Source organism: Dyadobacter beijingensis DSM 21582, from assembly GCF_000382205.1.
In the GTDB taxonomy this organism is placed as follows: domain Bacteria; phylum Bacteroidota; class Bacteroidia; order Cytophagales; family Spirosomataceae; genus Dyadobacter; species Dyadobacter beijingensis.
In genome coordinates, this window is record NZ_KB907788.1 from 664,770 (window position 1) to 679,580 (window position 14,811).

16 protein-coding genes are annotated in these 14,811 nt (G+C 52.9%); 6 read left to right on the top strand and 10 right to left on the bottom strand.

What is annotated here, in order from left to right; genetic code table 11:
* Positions 1-45: 45 nt before the first annotated feature.
* On the top strand, positions 46-3,312 hold the full coding sequence (locus H144_RS0116245) for a DUF1553 domain-containing protein (RefSeq protein ID WP_019943146.1): 3,267 nt from the start codon (positions 46-48) through the stop codon (positions 3,310-3,312).
* An 11-nt stretch (positions 3,313-3,323) separates the two neighbouring features.
* Entirely contained in the window at positions 3,324-4,802 is a 1,479-nt protein-coding gene (locus H144_RS0116250; protein WP_019943147.1) for a DUF1501 domain-containing protein, read from the top strand.
* Between the two features lie 48 nt (positions 4,803-4,850).
* On the opposite strand, the gene H144_RS0116255 is transcribed toward H144_RS0116250, so the two are convergent.
* From H144_RS0116255 to H144_RS0116275, 5 genes are all read right to left on the bottom strand, one after another.
* Complete coding sequence (locus tag H144_RS0116255; protein ID WP_019943148.1) at positions 4,851-5,294, bottom strand: DUF3592 domain-containing protein; 444 nt, start codon at positions 5,292-5,294, stop codon at positions 4,851-4,853.
* Positions 5,295-5,306: 12 nt separating this feature from the next.
* Positions 5,307-5,657, bottom strand: a complete 351-nt coding sequence (locus H144_RS32040; RefSeq protein ID WP_019943149.1) for a hypothetical protein — start codon at positions 5,655-5,657, stop codon at positions 5,307-5,309.
* A gap of 12 nt (positions 5,658-5,669) precedes the next feature.
* Positions 5,670-6,074 (bottom strand): hypothetical protein, encoded by a 405-nt coding sequence (locus H144_RS0116265; RefSeq protein WP_019943150.1) that lies wholly within the window; start codon positions 6,072-6,074, stop codon positions 5,670-5,672.
* A 2-nt stretch (positions 6,075-6,076) separates the two neighbouring features.
* Complete coding sequence (locus H144_RS0116270) at positions 6,077-6,577, bottom strand: DUF4468 domain-containing protein (protein ID WP_019943151.1); 501 nt, start codon at positions 6,575-6,577, stop codon at positions 6,077-6,079.
* A 160-nt stretch (positions 6,578-6,737) separates the two neighbouring features.
* Positions 6,738-7,709: a GlxA family transcriptional regulator gene (locus H144_RS0116275; protein ID WP_019943152.1), complete on the bottom strand. Its 972-nt coding sequence runs from the start codon at positions 7,707-7,709 to the stop codon at positions 6,738-6,740.
* A gap of 180 nt (positions 7,710-7,889) precedes the next feature.
* On the opposite strand from H144_RS0116275, the gene H144_RS0116280 reads away from it, so the two are divergent.
* From H144_RS0116280 to H144_RS33915, 4 genes are all read left to right on the top strand, one after another.
* Entirely contained in the window at positions 7,890-8,381 is a 492-nt protein-coding gene (locus tag H144_RS0116280) for a VOC family protein (RefSeq protein ID WP_019943153.1), read from the top strand.
* An 8-nt stretch (positions 8,382-8,389) separates the two neighbouring features.
* Positions 8,390-8,800 carry a VOC family protein gene (locus H144_RS0116285; RefSeq protein WP_019943154.1) on the top strand — a complete coding sequence of 137 codons (411 nt, stop codon included), beginning with the start codon at positions 8,390-8,392 and terminating at the stop codon, positions 8,798-8,800.
* A gap of 50 nt (positions 8,801-8,850) precedes the next feature.
* On the top strand, positions 8,851-11,103 hold the full coding sequence (locus tag H144_RS0116290) for an ATP-binding cassette domain-containing protein (protein ID WP_019943155.1): 2,253 nt from the start codon (positions 8,851-8,853) through the stop codon (positions 11,101-11,103).
* A 174-nt stretch (positions 11,104-11,277) separates the two neighbouring features.
* The gene (locus tag H144_RS33915; protein WP_026350750.1) at positions 11,278-11,568 is read left to right on the top strand and encodes a hypothetical protein; all 291 of its coding nucleotides are present in this window, start codon (positions 11,278-11,280) and stop codon (positions 11,566-11,568) included.
* A gap of 60 nt (positions 11,569-11,628) precedes the next feature.
* On the opposite strand, the gene H144_RS0116300 is transcribed toward H144_RS33915, so the two are convergent.
* Genes H144_RS0116300 through H144_RS0116320 form a run of 5 tightly spaced genes read right to left on the bottom strand, consistent with a single transcriptional unit; the run spans position 11,629 to position 14,729 of the window.
* Positions 11,629-12,210: a hypothetical protein gene (locus H144_RS0116300; protein WP_019943157.1), complete on the bottom strand. Its 582-nt coding sequence runs from the start codon at positions 12,208-12,210 to the stop codon at positions 11,629-11,631.
* A 1-nt stretch (position 12,211) separates the two neighbouring features.
* The gene (locus tag H144_RS0116305; protein WP_019943158.1) at positions 12,212-13,057 is read right to left on the bottom strand and encodes a metallophosphoesterase family protein; all 846 of its coding nucleotides are present in this window, start codon (positions 13,055-13,057) and stop codon (positions 12,212-12,214) included.
* Positions 13,058-13,069: 12 nt separating this feature from the next.
* On the bottom strand, positions 13,070-13,459 hold the full coding sequence (locus tag H144_RS0116310; protein WP_019943159.1) for a hypothetical protein: 390 nt from the start codon (positions 13,457-13,459) through the stop codon (positions 13,070-13,072).
* 39 nt (positions 13,460-13,498) lie between these two features.
* Complete coding sequence (locus H144_RS0116315) at positions 13,499-13,897, bottom strand: hypothetical protein (RefSeq protein ID WP_169409403.1); 399 nt, start codon at positions 13,895-13,897, stop codon at positions 13,499-13,501.
* Between the two features lies 1 nt (position 13,898).
* A complete protein-coding gene (locus H144_RS0116320; protein ID WP_019943161.1) occupies positions 13,899-14,729 on the bottom strand; it encodes a hypothetical protein in 831 nt (276 codons plus the stop codon).
* Between the last annotated feature and the right edge of the window lie 82 nt (positions 14,730-14,811).

A 14,811-nucleotide genomic window follows, 5' to 3' on the forward strand; every position in this document is an offset into this window, starting at 1 on the left:
TATTTGTTATCAATCATGGGCTGCCCGCTAATATTTAAGTTTTGAATGATGTTGAATTCCTGGTTAAAATATAGTTTGCTTTTCCCCGCCGCCGGGATTTTCCTGTTGTCCTGTGACAAACAGGTAGATATCCCCGACGACGTGGCCGCCGAAATGAATGCGCTGGTGGCCCCGGTGGATTACACCTATGATGTGAAGCCGATCCTGTCCGATCGCTGTTTCGCGTGCCATGGGCCGGACGCCAATCACCAAAAGGCGAACCTGCGCCTGGACGTTGCCGAAGTAGCTTACAAAAAGGAAGGGGAAAATGGCTTGAAAGCGATCAAACCCGGCAAACCGGGCAGCAGCGAGCTCGTGCACCGCATTCTCTCTGCCGATCCCGACGTCGTGATGCCTACACCGGAATCGCATTTGTCGCTGACGGCCCGGGAGAAAGCTATTTTGATCCGCTGGGTAGAGGAAGGCGCCGAATACAAGCCGCATTGGGCATTCACCAAAGTGGAAAAACCGGCATTGCCGAAGGTGAAGAACGAAGCCTGGGTGCGCAACGACATCGACCGGTTTATTCTCAAAAAACTGGAAGACAAAAACCTCAAACCATCGCCGGAAGCTGAAAGAACGACATTGCTCCGCCGCGTATCGCTCGATTTGACGGGCTTGCCGCCGACACCCGAAGAAGTAGCGGCGTTTCTGAACGACCAATCGCCGAATGCGTACGAAAAAGCCGTGGACAAGCTGCTGGCATCGCCGCATTATGGCGAGCATATGGCCGTGCCGTGGCTGGATGCCGCCCGCTATGCCGATACCCACGGCTACCAGGACGACGGCCTGCGCACCGCCTGGCCATTCCGCGACTGGGTGATCAACTCCTTTAACCGCAACCAGCCTTACGATCAGTTTGTGACCTGGCAGCTCGCCGGCGACATGCTGCCCAACCCGACCCGCGACATGATGGTGGCGACGGCATTCAACCGGATGCACCAGCAGAGCCAGGAAGGAGGCATTATCCCCGAAGAGTACCGGAGCGCCTACGTTTCCGACCGCGTGGATACCTTTGGCAAGACATTCCTGGGCCTGACCGTCGAGTGTGCGCGCTGTCACGACCACAAGTATGACCCGATCAGCCATAAGGATTACTATTCGCTGTATGCGTTTTTCAATAATAATGATGAAAACGGGCAGATTCCCTACAACGGCGAGGCCAGTCCGGCCATTACGCTGCCAACGCCGGAAGCGGATGCGAAACTGAAATTTATCCATGCCAATCTGACGAAGGAACGCTCTTCGATGACTGCCAATGCGGCCACTTACGAGCGCAACTTTCAGCAATGGCTTGCTACCGCCCGTACGGCACCGGAAAAAGCATTGTTGCCGGAAAAGACCGATCTCCTGGGCCATTTCACGTTCGACGAGCCAAAGGGGAAAGAGTTTGCCAACCTCGCCGATCCGAAGCACAAAGCCAATGCCGAAGGGGATGATAGCCTTTCGAATGTTGCTTCCCGCAATGGCCGCATCGGAAAGGCCCGGTACATTTTCGGCGAAAATGCCGTGAGTTTCGGTGACAACTTCGCATTCTTTGAACGGAACCAGCCATTCAGCATCAGCATTTGGCTGAACCTGCACGATCCGGCGGTAAGTGGCTCGCTGGTGCACAAAAGTAATGGCGTGATGAACGGTTACCGCGGCTGGAATGTGTTTCGGGAAAAAGATGGGCGTATCCGTTTGACGATCAGTCATGTGTGGCCGGAGAATGCAATAGAGATACAAACTGTCGAAAAGTTTCCGATGGACAAATGGACACAGCTGGGCTTCACTTATGATGGTATGAGCAAAGCCTCAGGCCTGAAATTGTATGTGAACGGCCAGCCCGCGAAAGTGACCGTGCATAATGACCATTTGACGGAAAGCATTTTGTTCGGGAAAAATAAGACGAACTGGTACGTAGACCGGCTGAATATCGGCCGGTTGTCGGACCAGCGGACGAAAAACTTCGAAGTGGACGAGTTCCGCATTTATACCCGCGCGGTGAGCCCGCTGGAAATGCAGGGCTTGTTTACCCTGAAAAATGAATTGCTGACGGCCTTGAAAACACCTGCCGCACAGCTGAAACCGGCTCAGCTCGCGTCGTTGAAAGATTATTACCTGACCAATATCGACGCCGGGTATAAAAAAGAACTGGCGGCAAGCAGGGCGCTGATCGGCGAGGAGACGGAGATCATGGACAAGCAGATCGACGTGATGGTCATGAAAGAGCGCAAATTTCCCCGTAAGACATTCATTCTCAACCGCGGCGCATACGACGCGCCGGGTAAGGCCGTAACGAGCGACACCCCGGACGCATTCTTTAAAATACCGAAAGAATACCCGAGAAACCGATTAGGACTGGCTAAATGGCTGACGGACAAAGACCACCCGCTGTTCACCCGTGTGACGGTGAACCGGTTCTGGATGATGTATTTCGGAAAAGGGATCGTCGTTTCCAGCGACGATTACGGTAACCAGGGCGAGCTGCCGACACATCCGGAATTGCTCGATTACCTCGCGGCACGTTTCCGCGAATCCGGCTGGAATGTGAAGGCCATGCAAAAACTGATCGTCACCTCGGCTACCTACCGGCAATCGTCCAGGATCGAGCCGAGTGCAAAGGACGTCGATCCGGACAACCGCCTGTATGCACGCGGCCCCAGCTACCGCATGAGCGCCGAGCAGATTCGTGATAATGCGCTGGCATCGAGCGGATTACTTACGCGCCGGGTAGGGGGCAAGAGTGCGTACCCGTACCAGCCCGCGGGCCTGTGGGAAGCGCTCGCGACACGTAACGAGGTGACTTACAAGCAGCAGCATGGCGACAGTCTGTACCGCAGGAGCCTTTACACGATTTGGAAACGCAGCTCGCCGCCTCCGATGATGCTCAATTTCGACGCGGCCGAACGGCACTTTTGCATTACCAAACGGCAAAAAACCAGCACCCCGTTGCAGGCACTGGTGGTCATGAATGACCCGCAGTTTGTGGAAGCGTCGCGCGTTTTGGCACAGCATATGCTGAAAAACGGCAAAACCATCGACGAGCAGATCGACTATGCATTCACCGCATTGACGAGCCGCCGGCCCGATCCGAAGGAGAAAATGGTATTGAAAGAGCTATATGACGAAGAATTGAAGGATTTCAGCCATAATCCCCAACGTATGAAAGCCATTCTGGCGGCCGGCGAGTACCCGGTGGACAAGACGCTGAACCCGGCACAACTGGCAGCCGGAACGATCGTGGCGAGCACGGTGATGAATTTTGACGAATTTTTGATCAAGCGATAACAATCAAAGCAATGAGCCTTTACAGAGAACTTGAAAACCATGTCCACGAACAATTGAGCAGGCGTAATTTCCTCTCGAAGACCAGCTTGGGCCTGGGTGCAGCAGCGATGGCGTCGCTTTTGAGTGCGGATCATTCGCTCGCCAAAAAGGTGGGCGAAAAAGGGGCTGAGGCGGCCGGTTTGCCGATCGGGCATCCGCATTTCGCGCCGAAGGCCAAGCGGGTCATTTATCTCTTTCAAAGCGGCGCACCATCGCAGCTCGAACTGTTCGACTACAAGCCGAAACTGGAAGAAATGTGGGGCAAAGACCTGCCCGAGTCGGTGCGGAAGGGGCAGCGGCTAACTGGTATGACTGCCGGGCAAAGCAGCTTTCCGCTGGCGGCATCGAAATACAAATTTGCCCGACATGGTGATAATGATATGATGATCAGTGAGTTGATGCCTTATACGTCGGGCATTGTGAACGACGTCACATTCATTCGCTCGATGTTCACCGAGGCCATTAACCACGACCCGGCTGTAACTTTTTTCCAGACGGGCAGCCAGCAGGGCGGCAGGCCGTCGTGGGGATCCTGGGTGAGTTACGGGCTTGGTTCCGACAACCAGAACATGCCGTCGTTCGTGGTACTGCTCTCCAAGGGCCGCGGCGGCGATCAGCCGTTGTATGCCAAACTCTGGAGCAACGGATTTTTACCGTCCATTCATCAGGGCGTCGTGTTCCGTTCCGGTCCGGACCCTGTTTTTTACCTCAATAACCCCGAGGGAATCGACCGCACGAGCCGCCGGAGAATGCTGAATTCGCTAGCGAAATTGCAGCAGGGCCAGTTTGAAAAACTGCTCGACCCGGAGATCAACTACCGGATGGCGCAATATGAAATGGCTTATCGTATGCAAACCGCCGTGCCTGAAACGATGGATATTTCCAAAGAGCCCGACTACATTTTCGATATGTACGGCGAGGATTCGCGCAAGCCGGGTACATTCGCGGCCAACTGCGTGCTCGCGCGGAAGCTTATTGAAAAGGACGTGAAATTCGTGCAGCTGTACCACCAGGGCTGGGACCAGCACGGTAACCTGCCGAACGATATCAAAACGATGGCCAAGAGCGTCGACCAGGCATCGGCCGCATTGATCAACGACCTGAAACAGCGCGGGTTACTGGACGAAACGCTGGTTGTGTGGGGCGGGGAATTCGGCCGGGGCGCCTATTCGCAGGGTAAGCTCACACGCGATAACTACGGCCGCGACCATCATCCGCGCAGCTTCACGATCTGGATGGCGGGAGCGGGCGTGAAGAAAGGGTTCGTGTACGGCCAGACGGACGATTTTGGCTACAATATCGTCAAGGACCCCGTGCATGTGCATGATTTCCAGGCAACCGTGATGCATTTGATGGGCATCGATCACGAGCAGCTGGTATTCAAGCACCAGGGCCGCCGCTACCGTCTTACCGACGTGCACGGCAAGGTGGTGAAGCCGCTTTTAGTTTAGAATACGAAGACTCACACAAAAAAGGCGCCCGTCGGGACGCCTTTTTTGTTAACCGAAAAGCCATTGAAATACGGCCTTCACCGCGGAGCCGATGCCCCAGATCGAGAACAGCCAGAACACGGCGCCCATCCCGCCAAAAACATACACCAGGAGGTAGTTACCCTGTAAATGCACGTTAGCCGGGTCTTTCGGATCGTAATAAAGCGTTACTTCTTCGCCGAGCTGATAGGCTGGCGGGTTGCGTGCTTCTGAACTGTGAAATATCCGTTCGGTGCCGTTTTTGGTGAAAAAGCGGATGGAGGGTGCCAGCGGATATTCGCGGGGTTTCAAACGATGCAGGTCTATCACAATGCCTTTTGTTTCGATACCGTTTTCGATCAGGTTCCGGCTGTTACGGTAGGTGGTATACGATATAATGATAAATACGGCGCCAACCGAGAAAAACAGCAGCACGAACAGTTCGTAACCCGGAATTCCTTTACTTGTTTCCATGATTTCCGAAGGTTAAAGCCACTGGTAAATCTGGTAAAAAGTGCCTTCGAAATGCTTGGGCGGCCGTTTCGTAGAATTCGCAAACGGATAAAAGCCGCGTTCCGCCGTGCCGGTGCCTGTTGCGAGGTTCAGGCGGAGATCGCAGTACTCGCGGCCGGGGTAGAGGCGCGTTTTCAGCTCTACCGTGGAATCGTCGATCCAGATGGCCTCGTCGCAGCTCCACGTGGAGGGCATATCGAAGAGCAGCTGATTGTTTTGCACGCGGTAAATGCCCGGTTCATTGATCCAATGGCTCATACGCACTTCGTAGGCGCCGAATCTGACGGTATAGGTATTTTGCGGTGAGGGGACTGGGTCGACCATGTTGGAGGAATTTCAGGATTTGAATTTGACATACAGCGAAACGCCGATCATGCCGAGAAACAGAAGTATGACACCGAAAATGACCAGCATAATCCACAGGGTGCCTACGCCCGAGTTGCGCGAATCGTGGTAGTCGATTTTACTGCAAAAGCCGGTGGCCAGGAAAACAATGCCGGCCAAACCGGCAATGCCTATACGCACCATCGACCAGCCCAGGGTGGTCTGCATCCAGAACAGCGGCACAAACGAAAGCGCGATGGCACCCAGCAGAAAGTACCACGAAAGGCTTTCGAGCCGCACATTGCCCGGCTCCGTAGCAGGCTGGTTGGTCGCGGCGACCATTAGTACAATGCCGTACCCCACCAGCCAGAAAAGTTCGGGGCCGAGCAGGAGCGTAGCCATGCGGTTGGTGTTCATGGTCAGAACGCCTTGTAATCCCTGACGTTAGCCTGCAAGTCGGCGAGCATTTCTTTCAGCTTGCCTTCCAGATCGGCGGCAGCGGCTTTGTGCTCGGCTTTCTGGCTGAAAACGTCCAGCGCCACGGTGCGGCCGCCATTCCCGTCCTGATACTCCACATTGGCGACCGAGGCGCGGTACTTGCGGTTGGCGCATTCGATAGCGAGCACATAAGCGAATTTGTAAATGCCGCCGGCATTACTGTCCGAGCGTGGGACGATGATGGTTACGTGGCCCTGCGTCACGAAATCGCCGGTTTCCTTATCGTCGACGAGCGTTTTATTGTCGGGCGCCGACTGGCTGGCCCACAGGCGGGCACGTCTGAAAATGTCGGTCAGGGAAACGCTGCCGCAATCGATGGTTTCAGTGTAGGCAATTTTGGTTTTCATAGCAGGATGGATGTAATGAGCGTGCGCGGTACCGATCATGCAGGCGAGCACGACGATCAAAATGGATTTTGACATAGCAGTAAATTGGTTCGATTTTGAAAAATGCGGTGCAAAAGTGCGCAGAAGAAGAGCGCGCTGCAAATAAAATGAGCTACCGGTAAATCAGTGCTATTCTTTGAGAAACAATCGGTTAACGCAATGCCATTCGATAAAAAAAGCGGCCCGCAGGCCGCTGTCAGTTGTCTTTGCTGTATTTGTTCCGGTATTCGACGGGCGTCAGGCCCGTCACCTTCTTGAAAACGTCGCGAAAGGCCTTCGTATCCGTATAACCCACGTCGTACATGACCTCCGTCACGTTCTTGCGCGACACTTCGAAACTCCTTTTGGCCGCTTCCACGCGCACGCGGCGGACGTACTCATTGATCGTATTGTTGGTGGCATTCTTGAACCGCCTCTCGAAACTCCGCCGGCTGACGCTGGCAATGTCGGCCAGGTCGATGATCGTCAGCTTTTCCGTGTAATTTTTTTCGATATAATCCTGCGCGGCGAGAATGCCGTCGTCGTTGTGGTTTTTCTGCCCTTTGAAAATCGTAAACGCCCGCTGGTTATCCCGGTCGATGTCGATGGCGAAGTATTTGGCGGCCAGGATGGCAATGTCCCGGCTGGTGTACTTTTCGAGAATGTAAATCAGCAGGTTCCAGATGGAATTGGCACCGCCGCTTGAATACAATTTGCCCTCATCGGTAATAATGGTACCATCCACCACCTCGATCTGCGGGTATATTTCTTTAAATTCCTCATAGTAAGCCCAATGCGTGGAGCATTTGCGGCCGTCGAGCAGGCCGGTAGCGCCGAGCAGGAATGCGCCGAGGCACAGCGACGCGATCTCGGAGCCGTTCTGGTGCATGTCCAGCATCCACGGAATGGCGGGGCGGTCCAGTTCGACCGAATCGCGCAGGTTTCCGCACAATGCCGGTATTACGACGAGGTCGGTTTTGGATACTTCGCTGAGCAGCTTGTTGATACGGATCGTGTATTCGCCGTCCTGGGCCTTGATATCGTGGCTCAGGCCGACAAATTCGACATTGAATTTAGGTTCTTTGCCCGAAGCTCGCAGGAAGTCGTTGGCGGTATTGAAAAGCCGGTAAGCAGGCGAAACAGCTTCAATGTAAGAGCATTGGGGGACATATACCGAGATATGTTTCATAACGATTTTGGATTTAGAAGGTGTAAATATAGGAAAATATTCATTTGGCATTTTTACCCCTCGGGATAGGCGTATTTACACCCTTTTTATTTTATCCTAACCTGCCAAATTTGTAAAGTCAAACGTCAGCAAAGTAAAAACCATTTTTATCCAAACCATTCACCTTCAACAGTAGAAACAATGAGCGAAGTATCAACCACACAAGGCATTACCCCGTTTTTATGGTACAATGGCCAGGCAGAGGAAGCGATGAACCTGTATACCCGCATTTTCCCGGATTCGAAGATCAAACAGCTCAAAAAATGGGGTGAAGGCAGCCATATGCCGGCCGACCAGGTGATGATGGGCGTCATCGAGATCAACGGACTGACGCTCCATCTGTTCGATGCCGGGCCGATGTTCAAGTTTACGGAGGCTGTTTCGTTCTTTGTTTCCTGCAAAAATCAGGAGGAAGTCGATTTTTACTGGGACGCGCTCACCGCCGACGGGGGAGAGGAAAGCCAATGCGGCTGGCTGAAAGACAAATTCGGGCTGTCGTGGCAGATCGTACCTGCCATGCTGAACGAGCGGTTGTCCAGCGGCGACCCGAAGCGGGCGGGACAGATGTTTCAGGCAATTATGGGCATGAAAAAGCTCGACATTGCTGAAATGGACCGTGCTTATAACCAATAATTAACAAAATGGCGATTTACCCCTTTCTCACATTCAACGGTAATTGCAGGGAAGCCATGCATTTTTACCAGTCGTGCTTCGGTGGGGAACTGCATTTCACGTGCCTGGGCGACACGCCCGACGGCAAGCAGTTTCCCCTCGAAATACGTCGGCTGGTGCTGCATGCGAGCCTCGTGTCGGAACATGTCCGGCTGTTTGCATCCGACCTGGGTGGTGAGGAAGGGGTGGCCTCGGGGAACAGCATTTCGCTGTGGATCAGCATTGCGGCACCCGGTCAGCTGAAATCGGTATTTCAAAAACTGGCGAAAGAAGGAGAGGTGACTGCACCGCTTTCGCCCGGCATTCTCAAAGGCCAGTGGGCCACGCTCACAGACCGTTACGCGGTACAATGGATTTTTTCGGCCGCCAATGCTTCCTGAGGCAAATGCGTTTAGTTATGTTTGCCTATTAGCCATTCAAATCCATCATCATGATCCATCAGGAATACATCCGCATCCGCGGTGCCAGGGAGAATAATCTCAAAAATGTTTCACTCGATATTCCAAAGCGGAAAATTACCATTTTTACCGGCGTGTCCGGTTCGGGCAAATCTTCCATTGTTTTCGATACGATCGGCGCCGAGGCGCAGCGGCAGCTGAACGAAACTTTCAGCATGTTTATCCGCAACCGCCTGCCGCGCATCAGCCAGCCCGAAGCCGACGCGATCGAAAATCTTTCAACGTCGATCGTCATCGACCAGAAACGTCTCGGCGGCAATTCCCGCTCGACGATGGGTACCATTACCGACATTTCTGCGGTTCTGCGGCTGCTGTTTTCGAGGTTAGGCCAGCCGCACGCGGGTTTTTCCAATGCATTTTCCTTCAACGACCCGGCCGGCATGTGCCCGGAATGTAATGGGTTAGGTAAAAAAGTAGAGCTGGATCTCGACAAATTTCTGGACACCTCCAAGTCGCTCAACGAGGGCGCGATCCTGTTTCCCGTGTTCGCCGTGGGTACATGGTACTGGAAAGCCTATACGTTTTCGGGCATGCTCGATAATGATAAGAAGCTTGAAGACTACTCGGACGCGGAAATGCACACCCTGCTATTCGGAAAGGGTACGTACGAATCCAACTATAATGGAATGGTGTTCGACACCAAATACGAAGGGCTGGTCGACAAGTTCAACCGGTTGTACATTCAGAAGGACAGCAGCGAGATTTCGGAAAAGACGGTGAAAAAAGTGGAGCGGTTCCTGAAAATGGGCGACTGTCCCGCGTGCAAGGGCGCACGCCTGAATGCGAAGGCGCTCGCGAGCCGGATTAACGGCATGAATATCGCCGAGATGTCGGGTATGGAAGTGGCGGAATTGGTAAAGATCATTGAAAAAATCCATGACCCGGTTTCGAAGCCGATGATCGATACCCTCACGGAGCGGTTGCAGCATCTGGTCGATATCGGGCTCGGGTACCTGAGCCTCGACCGAGAAACGGGGACATTATCCGGCGGGGAATCGCAGCGGATCAAAATGGTGAAGCATCTGAACAGCAGCCTGATCGACATTACCTATATTTTCGACGAACCGAGCATCGGACTTCACCCGCGCGATGTGCACAGACTGAACGAGTTACTCCAAAAACTGCGTGACAAGGGCAATACGATCCTCGTAGTGGAGCACGATCCCGACGTGATCCGCGTGGCCGACCACGTCGTGGACGTAGGCCCGAAAGCGGGCGCAGGCGGCGGCCAGATCGTGTACCAGGGCGACTACCAGGGGCTGCTGAAAGCGCCGACTTTAACCGGCCAATTCATCAAACGCGATTTGAAGGTTAAACCGGTATTCCGGCAGGCCACGGGGGCATTGAAAGTGAAGAATGCAAAGCTGCACAATCTTAAAAATGTATCGGTTGAGATTCCTACCGGCATATTTACCGTGATTACCGGCGTAGCGGGATCGGGTAAGAGTTCGCTGATCAATGGCGTGTTCCTCTCGCAGCATCCCGAGGCGATTGTGATCGACCAGTCGGCGGTTGGGACGTCGATACGCTCCAATCCGGCGACTTACACCGGTATTATGGACGATATTCGCAAGTTGTTTGGTAAAACAAATAAAGTGAGCGCGTCGCTGTTCAGCTTCAATTCCGATGGTGCTTGTCCTGAATGTCAGGGACTTGGCTTTATTTTTACGGATCTTGCATTCTTGGAACCGGTAAAAACCGTGTGTGAAACCTGCGAAGGCAAGCGTTTCAAACAGGAAGTTTTGGCGTACAAGGTCAATGGCAAATCGATCACAGACGTGCTGGATATGCCTGTGGAAGAGGCGCTTACATTTTTCAAAACGAAAGATATTCTCAACAAACTGACGGCGATGAACCAGGTGGGGCTCAATTATCTCACCCTGGGACAGCCGCTCAGTACACTGTCGGGCGGGGAGTGCCAGCGCATCAAACTGGCCGGCGAGATCCACAAAAGCGGCACAATTTACGTGATGGACGAGCCGACGACGGGCCTGCATATGTCGGATACCGGCCATTTGCTCGAAATTATCGACCACCTTGTCGACCAGGGCAACTCCGTGATCGTCATCGAGCACAATACGGAGGTAATGAAGCACGCCGACTGGATCATCGACCTCGGTCCCGAAGGCGGCCACAAAGGCGGCCAGATCCTGTTCGAAGGCACGCCAGCAGCGCTGATGCAATCGAACGAATCGCTGACGGCGGCCTATTTGCGGGGTGCCTGACTATTTGGTTGGCAGCTGCGGAACAATGGCGCACCGAGGCCAATGCCGTCAGGCATATAACAACAAGGCCATGCAATTGGCGTGAACAGCCCCCCGAATGTCCTGTTTACCCAACACGGAGCAACCGCGCCGTTGCTAGCGTTGCCGTTCACCATACGACTCCATAGCGAAGCGATGGAAAAAATAGAGCAAATCAACTACATCAAAGCGCCTGTTTCAACAGTGTATGAAGCCCTCACCACGCAGCGCGGCCTCGGCAGCATCTGGACTACCGACCTGACCGTCGCCGGCGAAGTAGGCGCGACGAGTGATCAACTGGCGCGAGCTCACGGAATTCTACCAATGGTGCAACTACAATTGGGCCATGTTTTTGCTGAGTTTGAAAGATTATTGCGAGAAAGGAAAGGGCCTGGCAGCAGACAGTTTCTACGGGAAAGAATCGTTGGCTATTCAAATTCTCAATAACGGGGGTTCGGGTCCTGTCATAAATTATGATATCCGCGAGATAACCTTCTCAACTCATTCCTAAAACCCAACCCGCACACCGATTCCCGCTTTCACGACCTCGCCGATCCGCAGCGATCCTGCATTGAGAACGTAGCTTATCAGGTATAAATCATTGGTATTGAATTCCAGATAAGCGGTTACCGAGCGGATGCCGGCGGTTTTCGGGAGTTTGTAGGTTACTGAGGATTCCGTCGCCAGGTGCAGCCGGAATGCAGGCTTCCACCAGTAGTAGTTGGGCGGGTAGCGGGAGGGTAGGTTGAAGAAATAGTCTCGGCCGAACTGGTAGCTGCCTTTAAAGCCAATATCTAGTGGGTTGATTTGCAGGGTCTTATTGCTGTTAACGCGCAGCGGCCGGTAAAACAGGGCGACCGAGAGCATATGCAGTGGGCCACCCCTTTCCGGCGGGACGTAGCCATATTGTGCCTGTGTGCGCAGACGCCGGTGTAAAAGTTCGTAACCGGCGCCGATACCGAGCCAACCGTTGCTGCCGGCATACTGGATCTGGGCGAAATCGGGGACGAATTTCCCGACCGATTGGGCATGGGAGAGGCTTGCAGCTCCCATTGCGAGGAGCGCCGCCAGCGTGCAGGATCTGGTCATTTCAGTAGCTGATGATGGATTTCAGGATTTGTCCGTTTACGATTTGAAGCAGCACGAATGCGCTTTGTTCAAAAGAGAAACTCGTCATATACCGCACCTGGTCGCTGAATGGGTGGAAATCCTGGTGCTGGTGCACATGCCCGTGCAGGGAAAGGAGCAGGTCAGGGGTATTTTCGAGCAGCATTTTGTAAGGTTCCACCGATTCGGCGCCGAATTCGACCGTATTGTAAGGCGGGACGTGTGAAACAGTGATGATATGCCGGGCGCCTTCCGCGTTTTGCAGCTCGCGGGCCAGCCACCCGAGGTCCGGAATGTTCCGGCCGGGCGCTTCCAACCCGTTGGTATTGTGGGCGATGAACTTGATGCCGCCATACACAAACGAGTAATTCAGCGGGCCAAACATTTTACTGAAAATCCGCGCCCCGTTGGCGACCATATCGTGGTTACCGATGATCCCGAAATACGGCACGTGCAATGCAGAAAGCCTTTTTTGCACCCATTTGAATTCCTGCAAAAGCCCGAAATCCGATATATCTCCCGCCAATAGCACCAGGTCTATGTTGGGAAGGCTGTTTACTTTTTTGACAAATCGTTCCTGTTCGTCGTACCAGCGCTGGGTATCGCCCGCGAACACGATCGTAACCGTATCATCTTCTGCATTTCCGCGCAGGCGGGCCAGGTTTTGAGCATTCAGGTTCGTCGGGCTGGTCTGGTCGAACGTCTGGTTCGGGCTGAATTCGAATTGGTCGCATGCGGTGAGGAGTAACGCCAGCGTGAATTGTGTAAGTATAATCAGGGATTGTGTTACATAGTCGGCGATTCGGAAGGTGATTGATTTGATTTTCATAGCGTTGATGGTTTAGTTGGTTTCATTCATCCGCTCGATTCGTTCGATTTCCTTTAACACTGTTGTGAGCGGCGCATGGCGGTCGATCAATTGTTCCAGCGTAGCAAGACTGTCGGCAGAAAAAGGGCTCATTCGCTTGTTGATAACCTGAAACAGCACATCGCGGTCGTTCCACAATTCCCTGATGTCGAGCGCGGTATTTTGTGATACATGCATTTGACTTGTACCGTACTCATGCCGGAGATGCATCAGGTGCAATCCGATCTGCATGCGTGTCCGGCGGTACTTTTCTTGCCAGACGGTTTGCATGCGCGTATCTTCCGCGCGGCGCTGGACAAGGAACAATAAGACGATGATGATGGACAAAGCGACGCCAGCCCACATTTTCACAGTGCGTGTCATGGGTTTTACTATTAAGCAAAAAGGATTGTCAGGGATGGGTCAGAAAGCCAGGCCCAAAGTAATATTCGTTCTGAAACCAAAATCTGTTTCAGTACTTTTCAAATAATCCTGAAAATTGTACGACGTGTTGCAATCGAAATAACCGTGGTTGAACAAACGCAGCTGAAAACCGACCAACGGTCCCAGGTTGATCATGCTGTTTTCTTTCCGAAGGTTATCAGGCCGAATATCCGCGTGCGAACCTTTGTAATAGTAGTATTGTGTGTTCAGCGCGCCGTATAGGCCCGACATGCCATTGGTACTTTTCCCTCTCAGCTGCTGTCTTTTGGTTAACAAATAATACCTCGGCTGGACGGAGAACGATACGATTTTTTCGCGTGAATAGACATGCGTGTATTCGCGCTCGAAACGCCAGTCTTCGGTTTTATACTTGATCATGTTAAATCCGTTGTTCATAGCGGCATCCAATTGGAAATTCAGCGTAAGAGGCCAGGAGCCTAGTTTTTTGCTCAAATGCGACACCTGCCTTGATCCGGTTCAGATAGTACCCGACCGTCACTTCCGGCAAACGCACCTTCCACTGATGCCGGACCTGTGTGTCGCAAAACAAAATATCACAAAGCGGAACTCGATCGATCTTTTTCCAGTCACCGAATGCAATGCCGAGGATTGCTTGTGTTGAGCATTCGACCTTATCACCATTGTTGCGGATTGAAAAGGCGAAATCCATAAAGCCGCGGTTCAGAAAGCGTCTTTGCAAACCCAGGCGTAACCCGGTTCTAGGTTCAAAATGGTCTGCCGTGCCTGGTACACTTACAAAAAGACCGATGTAATTGCCGCTGAAATTGTTCGCGCTAAGCCCTTTCCTGATCCGCTTCCGCATTCCCACAAACCACCTTACCTGCCCGTCAATTACCGTGTTCTGCCACGAGGCCGATATAGGAGTGTTCAGGTCAAAAAACGGAATGTGTCCCGCGAACGCGACTGAAAAGGCCGGCAAAAATTTGAATTCATATCCGAGTTGCAAGGAGGTATTATTGATAATCCTGTCATCCCGAAGCGAAAATGCAATCGCCTGGTAATACTGCGACAGGCCGATTTTAAACATATGCCGCGTCGGGACTTTTGTCATAAACACATTCTCGTACCGGTCGATGAAGCGTTGTTTGATCAATGTGTCGGCTTCTTCCGAGTAGGAAACCTGAATAGAATCCTGGGCACGAAGGGTGCACGACGCGAGCATCAGGCAGAACAATAAACCTTTCAGCATAAATGGAATACGGGTTGGTTAGTGTGCGTAAAAATGTTGAATAGGCAGCGTAGGGGGTTATTTTATTTTCATGACTAATAGT